At 52.1% G+C, this 14,340-nt stretch carries 12 protein-coding genes; all 12 read left to right on the forward strand.

What is annotated here, in order from left to right; genetic code table 11:
- Positions 1-6: 6 nt before the first annotated feature.
- From AACY52_RS04140 to AACY52_RS04195, 12 genes are read left to right on the forward strand one after another with little or no spacing between them, the layout of a single operon-like run.
- A complete protein-coding gene (locus AACY52_RS04140) occupies positions 7-870 on the forward strand; it encodes an NAD(P)-dependent oxidoreductase (RefSeq protein WP_339560282.1) in 864 nt (287 codons plus the stop codon).
- On the forward strand, positions 870-2,027 hold the full coding sequence (locus AACY52_RS04145) for a glycosyltransferase family 1 protein (protein WP_339560283.1): 1,158 nt from the start codon (positions 870-872) through the stop codon (positions 2,025-2,027). The genes AACY52_RS04140 and AACY52_RS04145 overlap by 1 nt, the downstream gene beginning before the upstream one ends.
- Before the next feature lies 1 nt (position 2,028).
- Positions 2,029-3,912: an asparagine synthase (glutamine-hydrolyzing) gene (gene asnB, locus AACY52_RS04150; RefSeq protein ID WP_339560284.1), complete on the forward strand. Its 1,884-nt coding sequence runs from the start codon at positions 2,029-2,031 to the stop codon at positions 3,910-3,912.
- Positions 3,909-5,111 carry a glycosyltransferase family 4 protein gene (locus AACY52_RS04155; protein WP_339560285.1) on the forward strand — a complete coding sequence of 401 codons (1,203 nt, stop codon included), beginning with the start codon at positions 3,909-3,911 and terminating at the stop codon, positions 5,109-5,111. Before asnB ends, AACY52_RS04155 begins: the two co-directional genes overlap by 4 nt.
- A 21-nt stretch (positions 5,112-5,132) precedes the next feature.
- Positions 5,133-6,242 carry an NAD(P)/FAD-dependent oxidoreductase gene (locus tag AACY52_RS04160; RefSeq protein WP_339560286.1) on the forward strand — a complete coding sequence of 370 codons (1,110 nt, stop codon included), beginning with the start codon at positions 5,133-5,135 and terminating at the stop codon, positions 6,240-6,242.
- An 8-nt stretch (positions 6,243-6,250) separates the two neighbouring features.
- Positions 6,251-7,459: a glycosyltransferase family 4 protein gene (locus AACY52_RS04165; protein WP_339560287.1), complete on the forward strand. Its 1,209-nt coding sequence runs from the start codon at positions 6,251-6,253 to the stop codon at positions 7,457-7,459.
- A gap of 55 nt (positions 7,460-7,514) precedes the next feature.
- Positions 7,515-8,849, forward strand: coding sequence for a hypothetical protein (locus tag AACY52_RS04170; protein ID WP_339560288.1), 1,335 nt, complete (start codon positions 7,515-7,517; stop codon positions 8,847-8,849).
- A gap of 8 nt (positions 8,850-8,857) precedes the next feature.
- The gene (locus AACY52_RS04175; protein WP_339560289.1) at positions 8,858-10,327 is read left to right on the forward strand and encodes an oligosaccharide flippase family protein; all 1,470 of its coding nucleotides are present in this window, start codon (positions 8,858-8,860) and stop codon (positions 10,325-10,327) included.
- A gap of 25 nt (positions 10,328-10,352) precedes the next feature.
- On the forward strand, positions 10,353-11,210 hold the full coding sequence (locus AACY52_RS04180; RefSeq protein ID WP_339560290.1) for an SDR family oxidoreductase: 858 nt from the start codon (positions 10,353-10,355) through the stop codon (positions 11,208-11,210).
- A gap of 18 nt (positions 11,211-11,228) precedes the next feature.
- The gene (locus tag AACY52_RS04185; RefSeq protein ID WP_339560291.1) at positions 11,229-12,239 is read left to right on the forward strand and encodes a polysaccharide biosynthesis protein; all 1,011 of its coding nucleotides are present in this window, start codon (positions 11,229-11,231) and stop codon (positions 12,237-12,239) included.
- On the forward strand, positions 12,232-13,359 hold the full coding sequence (wecB, locus tag AACY52_RS04190) for a non-hydrolyzing UDP-N-acetylglucosamine 2-epimerase (protein WP_220074466.1): 1,128 nt from the start codon (positions 12,232-12,234) through the stop codon (positions 13,357-13,359). Before AACY52_RS04185 ends, wecB begins: the two co-directional genes overlap by 8 nt.
- Before the next feature lie 7 nt (positions 13,360-13,366).
- Positions 13,367-14,323 (forward strand): SDR family oxidoreductase, encoded by a 957-nt coding sequence (locus AACY52_RS04195; RefSeq protein ID WP_339560292.1) that lies wholly within the window; start codon positions 13,367-13,369, stop codon positions 14,321-14,323.
- Positions 14,324-14,340: the final 17 nt, after the last annotated feature.

Below are 14,340 nucleotides of genomic sequence, written 5' to 3' on the forward strand. Positions count from 1 at the left end.
GCAATTTTGAATATTATTATCAGTGGTGCCAATGGGTTATTGGGCACACATTCTATAGCGCAACTGGTTGCTCGGCATCAGGTACATGCGATAGTTCATACCGCGCCTGAAGCACCTGTGGCGGGAGTTACCTACCATGTTTTGGATCTCTCGCAAGCGTGGTCCGCGCGGATGTTGCCGGTTTCAGTGGATGCAGTTATCCATCTGGCACAATCGTCTAGATTCCGTGAGTTTCCCGATCAAGCTTTGGATGTCTTTGGTGTCAACGTGGCATCCACTGCACGTCTATTGGACTATGCGAGGACCGCAGGGGCGCGACATTTCGTCCTGGCTTCATCAGGCGGGGTCTATGGGGCTGGGAATGAGGCCTTCAAAGAAAACGCCCAAATCCCCCATCATGGGCAGCTAGGTTATTATCTTGGCAGCAAGTTGTGTGGTGAAGTACTAGCGCAGAATTATTCATCTTTAATGAACGTCACTGTTCTTAGATTCTTTTTTATGTATGGTCGAGGACAGAAGCGCTCAATGCTTGTTCCTCGTTTGATTGACAATATTATGTCTGGGCAGCCCATCACGTTGCAGGGGCCTGATGGGATAAAGATTAATCCAATCCACGTCAGTGACGCGGTAGCTGCGCTTGAACATTGCCTGGCACTTGAGGGCAGTCATACGTTCAATGTCGCTGGAGCAGAGGTTCTTTCACTTCGAGATATTGCCGGCATCATAGGCAAGGCAGTCGGGCGTGATCCAATTTTTAATATAGAAAATATTGAGTCTCGCAATCTCATCGCCAATATTGATGCGTTGAGTGAGTCATTAATTGCACCCAAAATTTCTTTCGCTCGAGGAATTTTGGAACTCATTCCCTGATGAAGAAATATAGTGTCCTGCACGCTCCCAGTTCAGTGGGTGGCAATCCTCAAGCGCTCAGTAGGGCGCTGCAGCTGTTGGGAGTACAAAGCCATTCCCTTGTGGTGTCGCAAAATTACCTCGCCTATCCCGCTGATATTGAGCTGCATCGCCCTGGTCAGAGTTTACTAATGCGAGAACTCAAACGTATAGGAGCGATTCTTTTCTTGCTCCCGCGCTTTGACGTAATCCACTACAATGCTGGCACTACGCTCGCTAACGCTTACGCCTTCAGCTTCAGCCCTAATCAAGGCATTAAAGGATTTCTGCGCCTTTTCTATGCAGGCTACCTGCGTGCGCTGCAGCGTCTCGAGATTGCCTATATTCGTATTCTTGGCAAGGCTGTGTTCGTAACCTATCAAGGTGATGATGCTCGTCAAGGTGATTATAGTCGAGAGCATTTTACTATCAACATTGCCAGTCAGGTTGAAGATGGGTATTACTGCGCCGCTTCTGATGCCTTCAAGCGGCGCAATATCAAATTGCTTTCGAGTATTGCTCGTCAGGTCTACTCAGTGAATCCTGATCTCATGCATGTGCTTCCAGAAAGTGCGCGCTTCACACCTTATTCACTAGTATTTCTAGATGAATGGGTACCTTCCTATACTCAGGATCAGAATCGGCCTTTACGTATCGTGCATGCACCAAGTAATCGCAAAGTTAAAGGTTCTGACCTTGTTCTCAACGCGCTGGAAAGGCTGCGTATCCAGGGTTTTGAATTCGAATTGCTGTTGGTCGAAGGCATAAGCAATGCCGATGCAAGGAAGATTTATGAATCGGCAGATGTTCTAGTCGACCAGCTGTTCGCAGGTTGGTACGGCGGCTTGGCTGTTGAGTTGATGGCGCTTGGCAAGCCTGTGCTCGTTTACATTCGGGACGAAGATTTGGGTTTCATTCCGCCTGAAATGAAAACTGATTTACCCTTTCTCCAAGTTACTCCCGTTACAGTGGAGGACGATTTGCGCGATTTGCTGCAGATGCCGCGTGAGGCGTTAGTCGCCCTGGGCAAGCAAAGTCGGGCGTTCGTTGAGCGCTGGCATGATCCGCTGAGCATTGCTCGCGGGATCATGAGCGATTACGAAAAAACCCAGCATTTGACGACAGAGGTTGCCAAATAAGATGTGCGGAATTACAGGTGGATTTTGGCGGGTTATTCCTGCTGGGTTGGATCAGCGGGTAAACGCCGCGCTTGCTGCGATGCGCCTGCGGGGCCCGAATCATCAGGGGTTTGATCGTCACCCGTTAGGGGAAGGCGCTGTTGTACTCGGCCATACTCGGTTAGCAATCATCGACCTTTCCTCGTCAGGCCAGCAGCCGATGTATACCGCCGATCAACGATTCGGGCTGGTGTTCAACGGCGAGATCTACAACTACATTGAATTGCGAGCAGAGTTAGAGGCCCTTGGCGCGCACTTTCGCACTCGTTCGGACACTGAAGTTTTGCTTGCTGCTTGGAGTTATTGGGGCAAAGCTGCGTTGCCTCGGCTTAAGGGGATGTTTGCGTTCGTGGTGTTCGATCGCCAAGAGGGCTCGCTGACCTGTGTTCGCGATGCTTTTGGTATTAAACCGTTCTTCTACGCATTGGAGGACGGTGCGTTTATCTTCGGCTCGGAGCTCCCGGCCGTTCGAGCGCTGAAGAGCCAGCGCTCTACACTCAACTGGCAGCGCGCATACGATTATTTGGTGCATGGTGAGTATGATTTCGGCCAAGAGAGCTTCATCGATGGGGTCGTGAGTTTGCTTCCGGGACAGCTACTCACTGTCAATCTAGCCGCGCTCAAGGTATCCAGCCCTGTGACTTGGTGGAAGCCATCCATCTTACAGACTCAGTCCATGAGCTTTTCCAGCGCGAGTGATCAGCTACGCGAAATGTTTCTCGACAATGTGCGTCTGCATCTGCGTAGCGATGTGCCGGTGGGCGCTGCCTTGTCTGGAGGCGTCGACTCTTCCGCGATCGTTTGTGCCATGCGTCACCTTGAGCCTCATTCGGATATCAATACGTTCAGCTATATCGCCCGCGGCAGTGTCGTCAGTGAAGAAAGCTGGGTGGATAAGGTCAACACGCACGTTGGTGCCAAGGCGCACAAGGTGATTGTGTCGGGGGACGAACTGGCGGCCGATCTCGAAGACTTGATTACCACGCAGGGTGAGCCATTTGGCAGTACGAGCATCTATGCCCAGTACCGGGTGTTCAAAGAGGCGAGGGAACAGGGAGTTACCGTAACTCTGGAAGGACAGGGGGCCGACGAGAATCAAGGTGGGTATAACGGATATGTGGGGCAACGTATTCGCAGCCTGCTGGACAACGGCCAATTGCGGGAAGCCTGGGGCTTTTTGGGTCAATGGTCGAAATGGCCGGGGCGCAGTCGTGTTGAGGGAGTGAAGCGAGTTGTTGGCGAGTATAGTGATGGCGGTCTGCACGATCTGCTGCGCGGGCTTAACGGTATGGATAACTGCCCTGCATGGATCCGACCAGGGCCGTTGCGCGAGAATGGCGTCCATCTCGGTTTTCCCAAGCACGCGCCATCCCAGCAGATACACGGCCGTCGCATGATGAGTACGTTGGCGTCCTCGCTGAATACACGAGGTTTACTCGGCCTGCTTCGCCACGGTGATCGCAATTCAATGCGTTTCTCGGTAGAAAGCCGCGTACCGTTTCTGACCACCGACCTTTGCGACTTCATGCTGTCATTACCAGAAGCGTATCTTGTTTCCCCTGCGGGTGAGACCAAGCATCTGCTGCGTTCCGCGCTACGTGGGATTGTGCCGGCAGAGGTGCTTGAGCGTCGCGATAAAGTCGGTTTTGCGACGCCCGAACAGCAATGGCTCATGGGGATGGCGGACGTATTGCGACCCTGGCTGGAAGAGGATCTAGGGCTGCCATTTCTTGACCAAGCAAAACTACTTGAGCATTTCGACGCGGTGGTTTGTGGGCATCGGCCTTACACCTGGCAGGTCTGGCGCTGGGTTAACTTTGCGCGCTGGTACGGAAGTTTGCGATGAGTGAATCATCAATCCGGGTGCTTTACTTGCATCCGGCTGCAGCGTTCGGTGGCGCATCAAAGAGCCTGATCGAATTGTTCAGCTGTCTGCATGTTCTGGGTGTACGCGGCACGGTACTGACGCCGGATGGTCCGGTCTGCGGTGCTTTTGCCAAAGCAGGCATGGATGTACGCAAGGTGAAAGGACTAAGTCAGTTCGACAATACACGTTTTAGTCATTATCGCCGTCTACGCTGGATTATTTTGCTGCGAGAGATTTTCTTGCTGCCGTTTTCTGTCGCAGCGATCTGGCGCTTGCGTCATGAGAAGTTCGATTTGCTGCATGTTAACGAGGTGACATTGCTGCCCCTGGGTATTGTCGCCAAATGGTTCTTACGTGTGCCGATGCTTGTACATGTACGCTCGCTGCAGCGAGCACCGGACTCTGGCTTTCGCACGCGACTGGTCAATGCCTGGATGCGCCGCTATGCCGATGCTGTCGTGCCGATCGATCATACTGTCGCGGCAACACTGGCGGCAGACTTGCCCTTAAGCATCGTGCACAACGGTCTGGGGATTGAAAACGACATTGAAGTCTCCTCGTCGCATAATGCTGTAAGACCTGTCCGCGTCGGATTTCTCGGTGTTTTGATCCCACTCAAGGGCATCTATGAGTTGATTGAGGCAATGCGTATCCTCAAGGCTCGTAACGTAAATATTGAGTGTCTGATCGCAGGGGAGAACGCCCGCAAGCTCAACGGCCTAAAGGCCTGGACGCTTCGTAAGCTGGGTTTTGCCGATGATGTGCGTGCTAACGTGGAACGCATGATAGGCGATTACGGTTTGCAGAGTCAGGTTCGTATGCTGGGGTTCCTTGGCGACGTTAGGTCGCTTTACCCGCAACTCGACATTCTTTGCTTCCCCTCTCATCTGGATGCGGCGGGTCGGCCGGTATTCGAGGCTGCTTTTTATTCGATCCCCAGCGTGGTGGCCGTGGTAAACCCATTTCCTGACGCACTGATGCACGAAGTGACGGGGCTCGCAATAGCGCGGCCTGACCCTGAGCTGCTTGCCGATGCCTTGCAGCGCTTGGCTGAGGACGACGCCTTGCGTCTGACCCTAGGCAGCCAGGCTCGCCAATGGGCAGAGGGATACTTTGCGATCAAAACCAATGCGGCGTTGATGCACAGCGTCTACTTGCGTCTTCTTTCCAAATCGTGATTTTTACAAGGCACTCATAATATGAGTTCATATGATTGTCTCATCATCGGCGCCGGAGTCATTGGATTGGCCTGCGCTTCGCGCCTGGCACGTTCAGGACAGCGCGTGTTGGTGGTCGAAGAAGAACGTTGGATTGGCCCGCATACTTCCAGCCGCAGTTCGGAAGTCATTCACGCGGGCATCTACTACCCCCCTGGTTCATTGAAGGCGCGTCTGTGCGTGGAAGGACGCGATTTGTTGTATCGCTGGTGCGCAGACCATCATGTCGAGCATCGGCGGATCGGCAAGTTGCTCGTCGCGGTAAGCTCCGCTGAAATCGCTGCGCTTGATACCCTTCAGAAGAATGCGCAGCAGTCAGGTGTTGATTCATTACAGGAGGTGGGTGCGGCGCAACTCCGTCAGATGGAGCCCGCTGTCTCCGGTGTTGCGGCTCTGTTATCGATGGATACTGGCATTATTGATAGTCACGCCTATTTGCTGTCACTGCTCGGTGATGCGCAGCGACATGGTGCCGATCTTGCGCTGGAAACCCGGGTCGAGCGGCTGCAGTACGATGGTAAGGATTGGTTAGTGGAAGGTGAGAGCTGCGGCGAACTTTTCTCTGTGGACGTGCAACGAGTAATAAACGCGGCGGGGCTTTTTTCCAGTCAGATCGCTTCATGCATCGACGGCCTTGAGGCGCATCATGTGCCGAAGACTCAATGGTGCCGGGGGCGGTATTTTTCCTACAGCGGGAATTCACCATTTACACGTCTGATATATCCTATGCCAGAAGTGAATACGGCTGGTCTTGGCGTACATGCCACCATTGATATGGGCGGGCAGGTGCGATTCGGGCCGGATGTAGCCTGGACTGATATCGTCGATTATCAAGTTGAAGAGTGCCTAAGAGGCGAGTTTGCAGTGGCAATCGAGCGCTACTTCCCTGGTATTGATCCGCAACGCCTGACGCCGGGTTACTGCGGCATCCGACCCAAAATTTCAGGGCCTGGACAGCCGGCTGAAGATTTTCTTATACAGGGTTCACAGACCCACGGCCTGCCCGGACTTGTTAACCTTTATGGGATAGAATCCCCCGGTCTGACTGCCAGCTTGGCCATTGCCGATAATGTTGCCAGGATTATTGATTGAGTTTCCCTATGAAGATCCTAGTTCTGTCCCAATATTTTTGGCCCGAAAGTTTCATTATCAACGATATTGTGCGAACCCTCGATGAGCAGGGTCATGAGGTCGTCGTGGCTACCGGAAAGCCAAACTATCCGGACGGTAAAATTTACGATGGCTATTGTGCCAAGGGGACGCAACACGAGCTTTATCTTGGAAAAATTGATGTGCTACGCGTACCGCTCTGGCCGCGAGGAGCGGGCGGGGCGAAGAACTTGATACTCAACTATCTTTCGTTTGTTTTGGCCGGTCTTTTGTTTCTGCCTTGGATGCTGCGCAAACGAGAGTTTGATGCGATTCTGGTATTTGCCCCTTCACCGGTCTTGCAGGCTATTCCTGCCATTCCGCTGAAGTGGCTGAAGAGGGCAAGGCTTGCCTTGTGGGTACAGGATCTGTGGCCGGAAAGCCTCAAGGCGACCGGGTTTATCAATAATCCTCGCGCACTCAAAGCCGTGGGGTGGTTGGTCAAGGTCATCTATCGTCGTTGCGATCTCTTATTGGTGCAGTCGCGTGCCTTTTTTGAACCGGTGTCGCGCTATGCGGATTCCAAGAAAATCATTTATTACCCTAACTCGATAGATGCAAATCCGTTGGCGGAGGCGGCGCCCATTCCCGCTGAATTGAGTGAGTTGCTGGAACAGCATTTTTGTGTTGTTTTTGCCGGCAATCTGGGGACCGCACAGGCACTAGATACCTTGATAGAGGTTGCCGTGCATTTGCGGAATGACCTGCTAGTGCGGTTGGTACTAGTAGGGAGCGGAAGTCGCTTGGAGTGGCTTCGATCCCAGCAGCAAGCATTAGGCTTGAATAACTTGATCCTTGCCGGAAGATTTGCGCCACAAGCGATGCCAAAGATATTTGAAAAGTCATCTGCATTGCTTGTTTCGCTTAATGATAACGAGACTTTCGCACAAACAGTTCCGAGTAAGATCCAGGCATATCTGGCCGCAGGTCGACCGATTCTTGCCAGCATTAATGGTGAGGGCGCCCGGGTCGTAGCAGAAGCGGGGGCGGGCTTGACTTCAGCTGCCGAGGAGGCGGTGCCTCTTGTGGAGAACATTCGTCGTTTGCAGGCACTCGATGTTGCCGAGCGTGACGCCATGGGGAGATCGGGTCGAGATTATTTTGAAGCGAATTTTGATATGTCGTTCCAAGTGAACAATCTGGTGCACATTTTGTCATAGGTAATCCAGAGCCGATAATATTGATTGGGAAGGTGTTTTTTGAGTTACTTTTACTATGGAAATTAAATATTTTCCTGTTTTTTTAGTTGGGCTGATCTATTTTCCGGCTTCATTGCTCGGTCTGGTTTTTTTTCACGATAAAGAGTCTGTAGAGCTTATATTTTTGATTCTATTGTTTGGGGTTGTATATATATGTTCTTATAAGTTGTTCTCGCGAATATTTATATCTGTGGGCCGAAAAATATCAAGTCTAATTAATGTCCCTAGAGTTTTTTGGCATTGGCTGTCTTTCATCGCATTTTGTATCTACGTTGCGAGTCTCGGTTATGCTGTTAATTTGGCCGATGCTGTACCCCTGATGGTTGCGCTTAAGGGGGGGACCTTGATGGATATTGCTCAGGCGCGCGGTCAATTTTTGGCTGGCCTAGAAGGGTACGAGAGTTTAGTTAGATATGCGGTTTTTATACTGGGACGCTCTGTGATGCCATTGGTTCTTGTTGCGGCATTTGTGTATGGCTCAAGGTTTCGGTATGTGCTTTTAATTTTACTGCTCGCTTTTTCAATGCTCTCCCTGGAAAAGGCAGCGCCCGTTTTTATATTTCTTCCTTGCATATTTTATTTTTTTATTTTAAGGCGGTGGGTAGTCGCTGTTGGTGTAATTTTTTTGATGATTGCCAGCATCGGTATTATGGCTATTCTTGCGATGGGAGGTGTTGGGGATGCACAAATGAAAAATATTAATGCTGGGGCCAAGGATGCACTTTCCCTTCAGGTTTCAATACCTCCCGGTATGCCAGTTCAAGAGGCTATGGGTCGGCCAGGGCGTTTTTTTCTGCCGAACATGATTCAAGACCAGTTTGGATTTGGACAAGTCCCAGTTGAAGCAAGTGAGGCATCTGGTAAGCTATTCATTCTGTTAAATAGAATCGTATGGATCCCTTATATAACCGCTTACGATTGGCTAGGTTTTCATCGCAAAGTCTTGAATGAGGAACTGACCTTAGGACGCTCCGTCAGCTTTATTCACCTTCTTTATGGTGAGCCAAAAATGTTGTTGGAGAAGATGGTTTATGTTTATGAATTTGGTCCGTCTCCAGGAGGAGCAGGAGCGTCCAATACCGCTTTTTTTGTAGACGCAAAGCTTGCGTTTGGGTGGGCGGGAGTGCTGGTGTATTGCCTGATTTTTACCTTTTGTGCCGCTTGTATATTTTCTTCTGGAAGCCAAGTTTTGATGGTTTCGAGTGTCGTATGCTTCTTCGTGGCATCAGTGAGTTCGCTGACGGCTACACTTCTCAGTGGTGGGCTCTTCATATACGTAGTTTTGGCCTTTCTTCTTTTTGACAATAGAGCTGATGTGCAGGCTCCAGGTAGATCTGGTGGTGATAAGTGAAACCAGGTATGGCAGTGTCCACGTTAAAAACCGCTGTGGGGCAGTTTTTTGGCCTGGTGCTAGGTGCTGTCGCGGTGAAGTTGCTTGCAGTGTTAGCTGGGCCAGCAGGAGTAGGACTTTATTCTATATTGCGACATTTGCAGCAAATGCTTTCGTCGGTTGCTTCCATTGGAGGCCAGAACGCTGTCGTTCAGGGGTTGAGCAGTCATCAAGGGATTTCAAAACGGCAATTTTTTATTTCCTCTTTCTACGTTTTTTTTGTTGCTAGTTTGTTGCTTTCCATAGGTGTTTTTATTTTTGCGGATTTTATTGCTGCTTGGATTTTTGAAGGTGAGCACACTTCAGCTATTCGATGGCTGATTATCCCGATTGTTCTTGGGGCTCTACTTTTTTTCTTTCGAGGCGTGCTGACAGCCGAAATGGAGTTTGGGGCGCTGAGCATAGTGACTATGCTTACCGGTCTGGGGGCTGCGCTAGTGGCATTGCCGGTAGGGCTAGCTTATGCGCGTGGCAATTCAAATGTCATGGTTTTGCTTCTGGCTGGCGGACCATTACTTGGATTGATCGCAGCTTTCTTTTATGTTCGACGTATAGGTTACTTTAAAGATGTGAAGTCTGTATCGCCTACCGGAGCGACCCGGGCCGCAATCGTGCGTTTTTTGCGTGTTGCGCTGCCATCCTTATTGTCGTTGTTTCTAACGCTCGGTAGTGTCTTGATCGTTCGAAGTTATATAGTAAGGTATTATGGGCTGGAAGGCGCCGGGCAGTTTGATGCGGCTTGGAGTATCAGTGCGATGTACCTGGCATTGTTTTTGACTTCGTTACAAAGCTATCTGTTGCCTGAACTAAGTAAGGTTAACGACGGGCGCGATTTACATTTTGCATTGGCTAAGGCATTTCATTTTTCGCTGTTAATAGCTCTGCCTCTTATAGGCTGTCTAGTGGTGATGAAGCCACTTATAGTGTCTATTCTGTTCAGTCGTGAATTTCTCCCTTCGCTTGATGTATTACGCTGGGTCCTTGTCGGAGATTTTGTCAGGGTATTGGGCTGGGTTATCTCGACGGCATTGGTAGCTCGCGCGGATATGAGAGGCTTTGCGATGGCCGAGGCCCTCTGGAGCTTGATTTTCATGTCAGTCTCCCTGTTTCTTCTGCCCTATGGGCTCGAATGGGTCGGCTTTGCATACTTCGTCAGCTACGTATTTTATCTTGTATTCTTGGCATCACGCTTGCGGTTGCACCATGGGTTGGTATTGAAGAAACGCAAGCTTTTGTATTGGCTGGCAGGTTTTTTGATAGCCTCGCTAATAGCCTGGCTTTGCTGGGACGATAGAGAGCTTTATTCGTGGCATTTCATTTTGATCTTACCGGCACTGGTCTTCAGTTTTTTGATAATGGGTGCGGATGAGCGAATTTTTGCACAACATCTTATGAATCGCTTGCGACTCAGATTGTCTGGTTTATCCGGGCGTCGTTAAGACAGCTCGAAGTTAAAGGATAGATATGAAGATTTTGATTCTTGGCGTAACTGGCATGCTCGGCAACGCTGTTTTCCGAGTATTTTCCGAGGATGCTCATCACGACACTTGGGGCACGGTAAGGAGCAGCGCCGCGCTGAGGTATTTTGCGCCGCAGCGCCAACCGCATTTGCTCAGCGGCGTGGATGTGCTCGATCAGGACGCACTCACCGCAGTGCTGGCAGAGGTGCGTCCCGATGTTGTAATCAACTGCGTCGGACTCATCAAGCAATTTGCAGATGCCAAAGACCCACTGACCGCTTTGCCCATCAACGCCATGCTGCCACATAGGCTCGCCCGGCTTTGTGCCCTGAGTGGCGCCCGACTCATCCATATCAGTACCGACTGCGTGTTCTCAGGCCGTAAGGGTGGCTATCTGGAAAGCGACGTTTCAGACGCCGAAGACCTCTACGGTAAGTCAAAGTACATCGGCGAACTGCACGATTTGCCTCACGCAATTACCCTGCGCACCTCCATCATCGGGCACGAGTTAAACTCCAACCATTCATTGGTTGACTGGTTCCTTTCACAAGAGGGCAGTACCCGGGGCTTCTCCAAGGCTATCTTCTCTGGTCTACCCACCGCCGAACTGGCCCGCGTGATGAAAGACTTCGTCCTGCCGCACCCAGAGCTCAATGGCCTGTATCATGTGTCCGCAGAACCAATCGCCAAGCTCGATCTACTGACACTCATTGCCAGCCAATACGGCAAGTCAATCGAGATCCGTCCAGACGCCGCATTAGTGATTGATCGCTCGCTTAACAGTGAGCGCTTCACCCAGGCAACCGGCTACCAAGCTCCAACCTGGCCCCAGCTCATTGAGCTGATGCATGCCACTCGCTAACCAATTCGGAAGGTTTACATGTTCGACAACAAGGTATTGATGATCACCGGCGGCACCGGTTCTTTCGGCCATACGGTCCTCAAGCGTTTTCTCAATACCGCTGTGCGCGAGATTCGCATTTTCAGTCGTGATGAGAAGAAGCAGGAAGACATGCGCATCGCCCTGGCCAATGACAAGGTCAAGTTCTACATCGGCGATGTCCGTGATCGCGACAGCCTGGATCAGGCGATGGTGGGTGTTGACTACATTTTTCACGCTGCAGCCCTGAAGCAGGTTCCGTCCTGCGAGTTTTACCCAATGGAAGCGGTACGCACCAATGTGCTGGGCACCGAGAACGTGCTGAATGCCGCCATCGCCAGTGGTGTACAGCGGGTGGTGGTGTTGAGCACTGACAAGGCGGTCTATCCGATCAACGCTATGGGCATTTCCAAGGCGATGTCCGAGAAGTTGATGGTTGCGAAGTCGCGCATGATCCCTGCCAGTGGTCCGGTCATTTGCGCGACACGTTATGGCAATGTCATGGCTTCTCGCGGCTCGGTTATTCCATTGTTTGTTGACCAACTTCGCACGGGCGGCGCCCTGACGGTGACCGACCCCGAGATGACCCGCTTCCTTATGTCGCTGGAAGATTCGGTCGATCTGGTTTTGCACGCTTTCGAACACGGTCAGCAAGGCGATTTGTTTGTCCAGAAGGCCCCTGCTTCAACAGTTGGCGACTTGGCCGAAGCTCTCAAGCAACTGTTCGGCAAGACAAACGACGTCAAGGTGATCGGTACGCGCCATGGCGAGAAGCTTTATGAGTCGCTGGTTTCTCGCGAGGAAATGGCCAAGGCTGAGGACATGGGGCGTTACTACCGGATTCCGGCGGACAACCGTGACCTGAACTACAACAAGTACTTTGTTGAAGGCGAGGAACGTATATCCGAATTCTACGACTACACCTCGCACAATACCGAGCGCCTGGATGTACTTGGCATCAAGGAACTGCTGCTCAAGCTCGATTACATCAAGGAGCAACTCGATGCTTAAGGTCATGACGCTCGTCGGCACACGTCCCGAGTTGATCAAAATGAGCCGGGTTATCGCCGAGCTCGATCGCCAGGTCAATCATGTCCTGGTGCATTCCGGGCAGAACTACGATTACGAACTCAACCAAGTGTTCTTCGACGATCTGGAAATCCGCAAACCGGACCATTTTCTCGGCGCCGCGGGTGATACCGCCGCAAAAACCATCGCCGAAGTCATAGCCAAGTCGGATGAAATCTTCGAGCTGGAACAGCCAGATGCGTTGCTCTTGTACGGCGACACAAACACCTGTCTCGCTGTGATTGCGGCCAAGCGCCGCAAGATACCGGTGTTCCATATGGAGGCCGGTAACCGTTGCTTCGACCAGCGGGTGCCTGAGGAACTCAACCGTAAGGTGCTCGACCACCTCAGCGATATCAACATGGTGTTGACTGAACATGCTCGCCGTTATTTGATCGCCGAGGGCATTCGTCCGGAGACGATTATCAAGACGGGCTCTCACATGCAGGAAGTCCTTGACTACTACATGCCCAAGATCGAGCAGTCTGATGTGTTGGCGCGAAGTGGCTTGGAACAGGACAAGTTTTTCATCATCAGCGCTCACCGGGAGGAGAACGTAGATACGCCGGATAATCTGCGTGATCTCCTGGATACCCTCCGCTCGTTGGCGGACCACTATGGTTTTCCAGTGATCGTTTCGACACACCCACGTACGCGCAAGCGTTTGGAAGCCTTGGGTGAATCCCTTGACCATCCGTTGATCCGTTTCGTCAAACCGTTTGGTCTGTTGGACTACATCAAGCTGCAGATGTCGGCGTTCTGTGTGCTGTCGGACAGCGGCACCATCACCGAAGAGGCGTCACTCTTGAGCCTTCCTGCCGTTACCCTGCGCAACGCCCATGAACGCCCTGAGGGCATGGACGAGGGCACATTGATCATGAGCGGCCTCAAGCGTGAATCGGTAATGGATGCGGTTCGAGTCGTTACCAGCCAGCACGCACGCGAGCATCGCAGGGTGCCTGTGGTACCGGATTATCAAGGCGGGCCGGTTTCGCTGCAGGTCGTGCGTGTGGTCCTGAGCTACACCGACTACATCAATCGTACGGTGTGGAAGAAGGCTTGAGCGTCCTATGACACGTGTTCTTTTGACAGGCGCCAGCGGATTTGTCGGATCCGCCGTCCAAGCTAGGCTGCTGAGCGATCCGCACTACAGCGTGCGTTCGGTTTACCGCCAGGTCCCGCAGCAGTCGCCAGCTCACCTTGAGGCCGTTCAGGTGTCAGGGATTGAGCCGGACACCGATTGGCTCGGGCCGCTTGAGCACGTTGAGGTTGTCATCCACTGTGCCGCTCGCGTACACGTCATGGACGAACGCGAAGCCGATTCGCTGGAGGCCTTTCGTCGTGTGAATGTACGAGGCACTTTGCGCCTTGCGGAACAAGCGGCGGAAGCTGGTGTGCGCCGCTTCATCTACCTGAGCTCGATCAAGGTCAACGGTGAGGGCACGCAGCCAGGGCACCCTTACACGGCGGACGATGTACCGGCTCCGCTGGACCCGTATGGCATTTCCAAATGGGAAGCCGAGCAGGCGTTGCTGTTGCTAGCAGCTAAAACCGGAATGGACGTCGTGATTATTCGACCCGTGCTGGTTTACGGTCCTGGGGTGAAAGCCAATTTTCGTAGCATGATGGCTTGGCTCAACCGTGGCGTGCCGTTGCCCTTGGGGGCGATTACCAACAAACGAAGCCTTGTGGCGGTGGACAACCTCGTCGATCTGGTTATGACGTGCGTGCATAATTCTGCCGCTGCGAACCAGGTTTTTCTGGTAAGCGATGATGAAGACCTGTCGACTACGGAGTTGCTGCGGATGATGGCGCGGGCCATGGGCCGTCCAGCACGCCTGTTGCCACTTCCGATGGGACTGTTGAGCGGATTCGCGCAGTTGCTCGGCAAAAAAGCGATCTCCCAGCGTCTGTGCGGATCGCTTCAGGTTGACATCAATAAAACTAAAGTGCTGCTTGGGTGGACCCCCGCGATCAGTGTGGATGGGGCGCTGGAAAAAACGGCAAAAGACTTTCTGGAGCATTGAGCGTGGAAGGGAAAGGA

The organism is Pseudomonas sp. EA_65y_Pfl1_P113, assembly GCF_963970525.1.
Taxonomy (GTDB): Bacteria; Pseudomonadota; Gammaproteobacteria; order Pseudomonadales; family Pseudomonadaceae; genus Aquipseudomonas; species Aquipseudomonas tritici.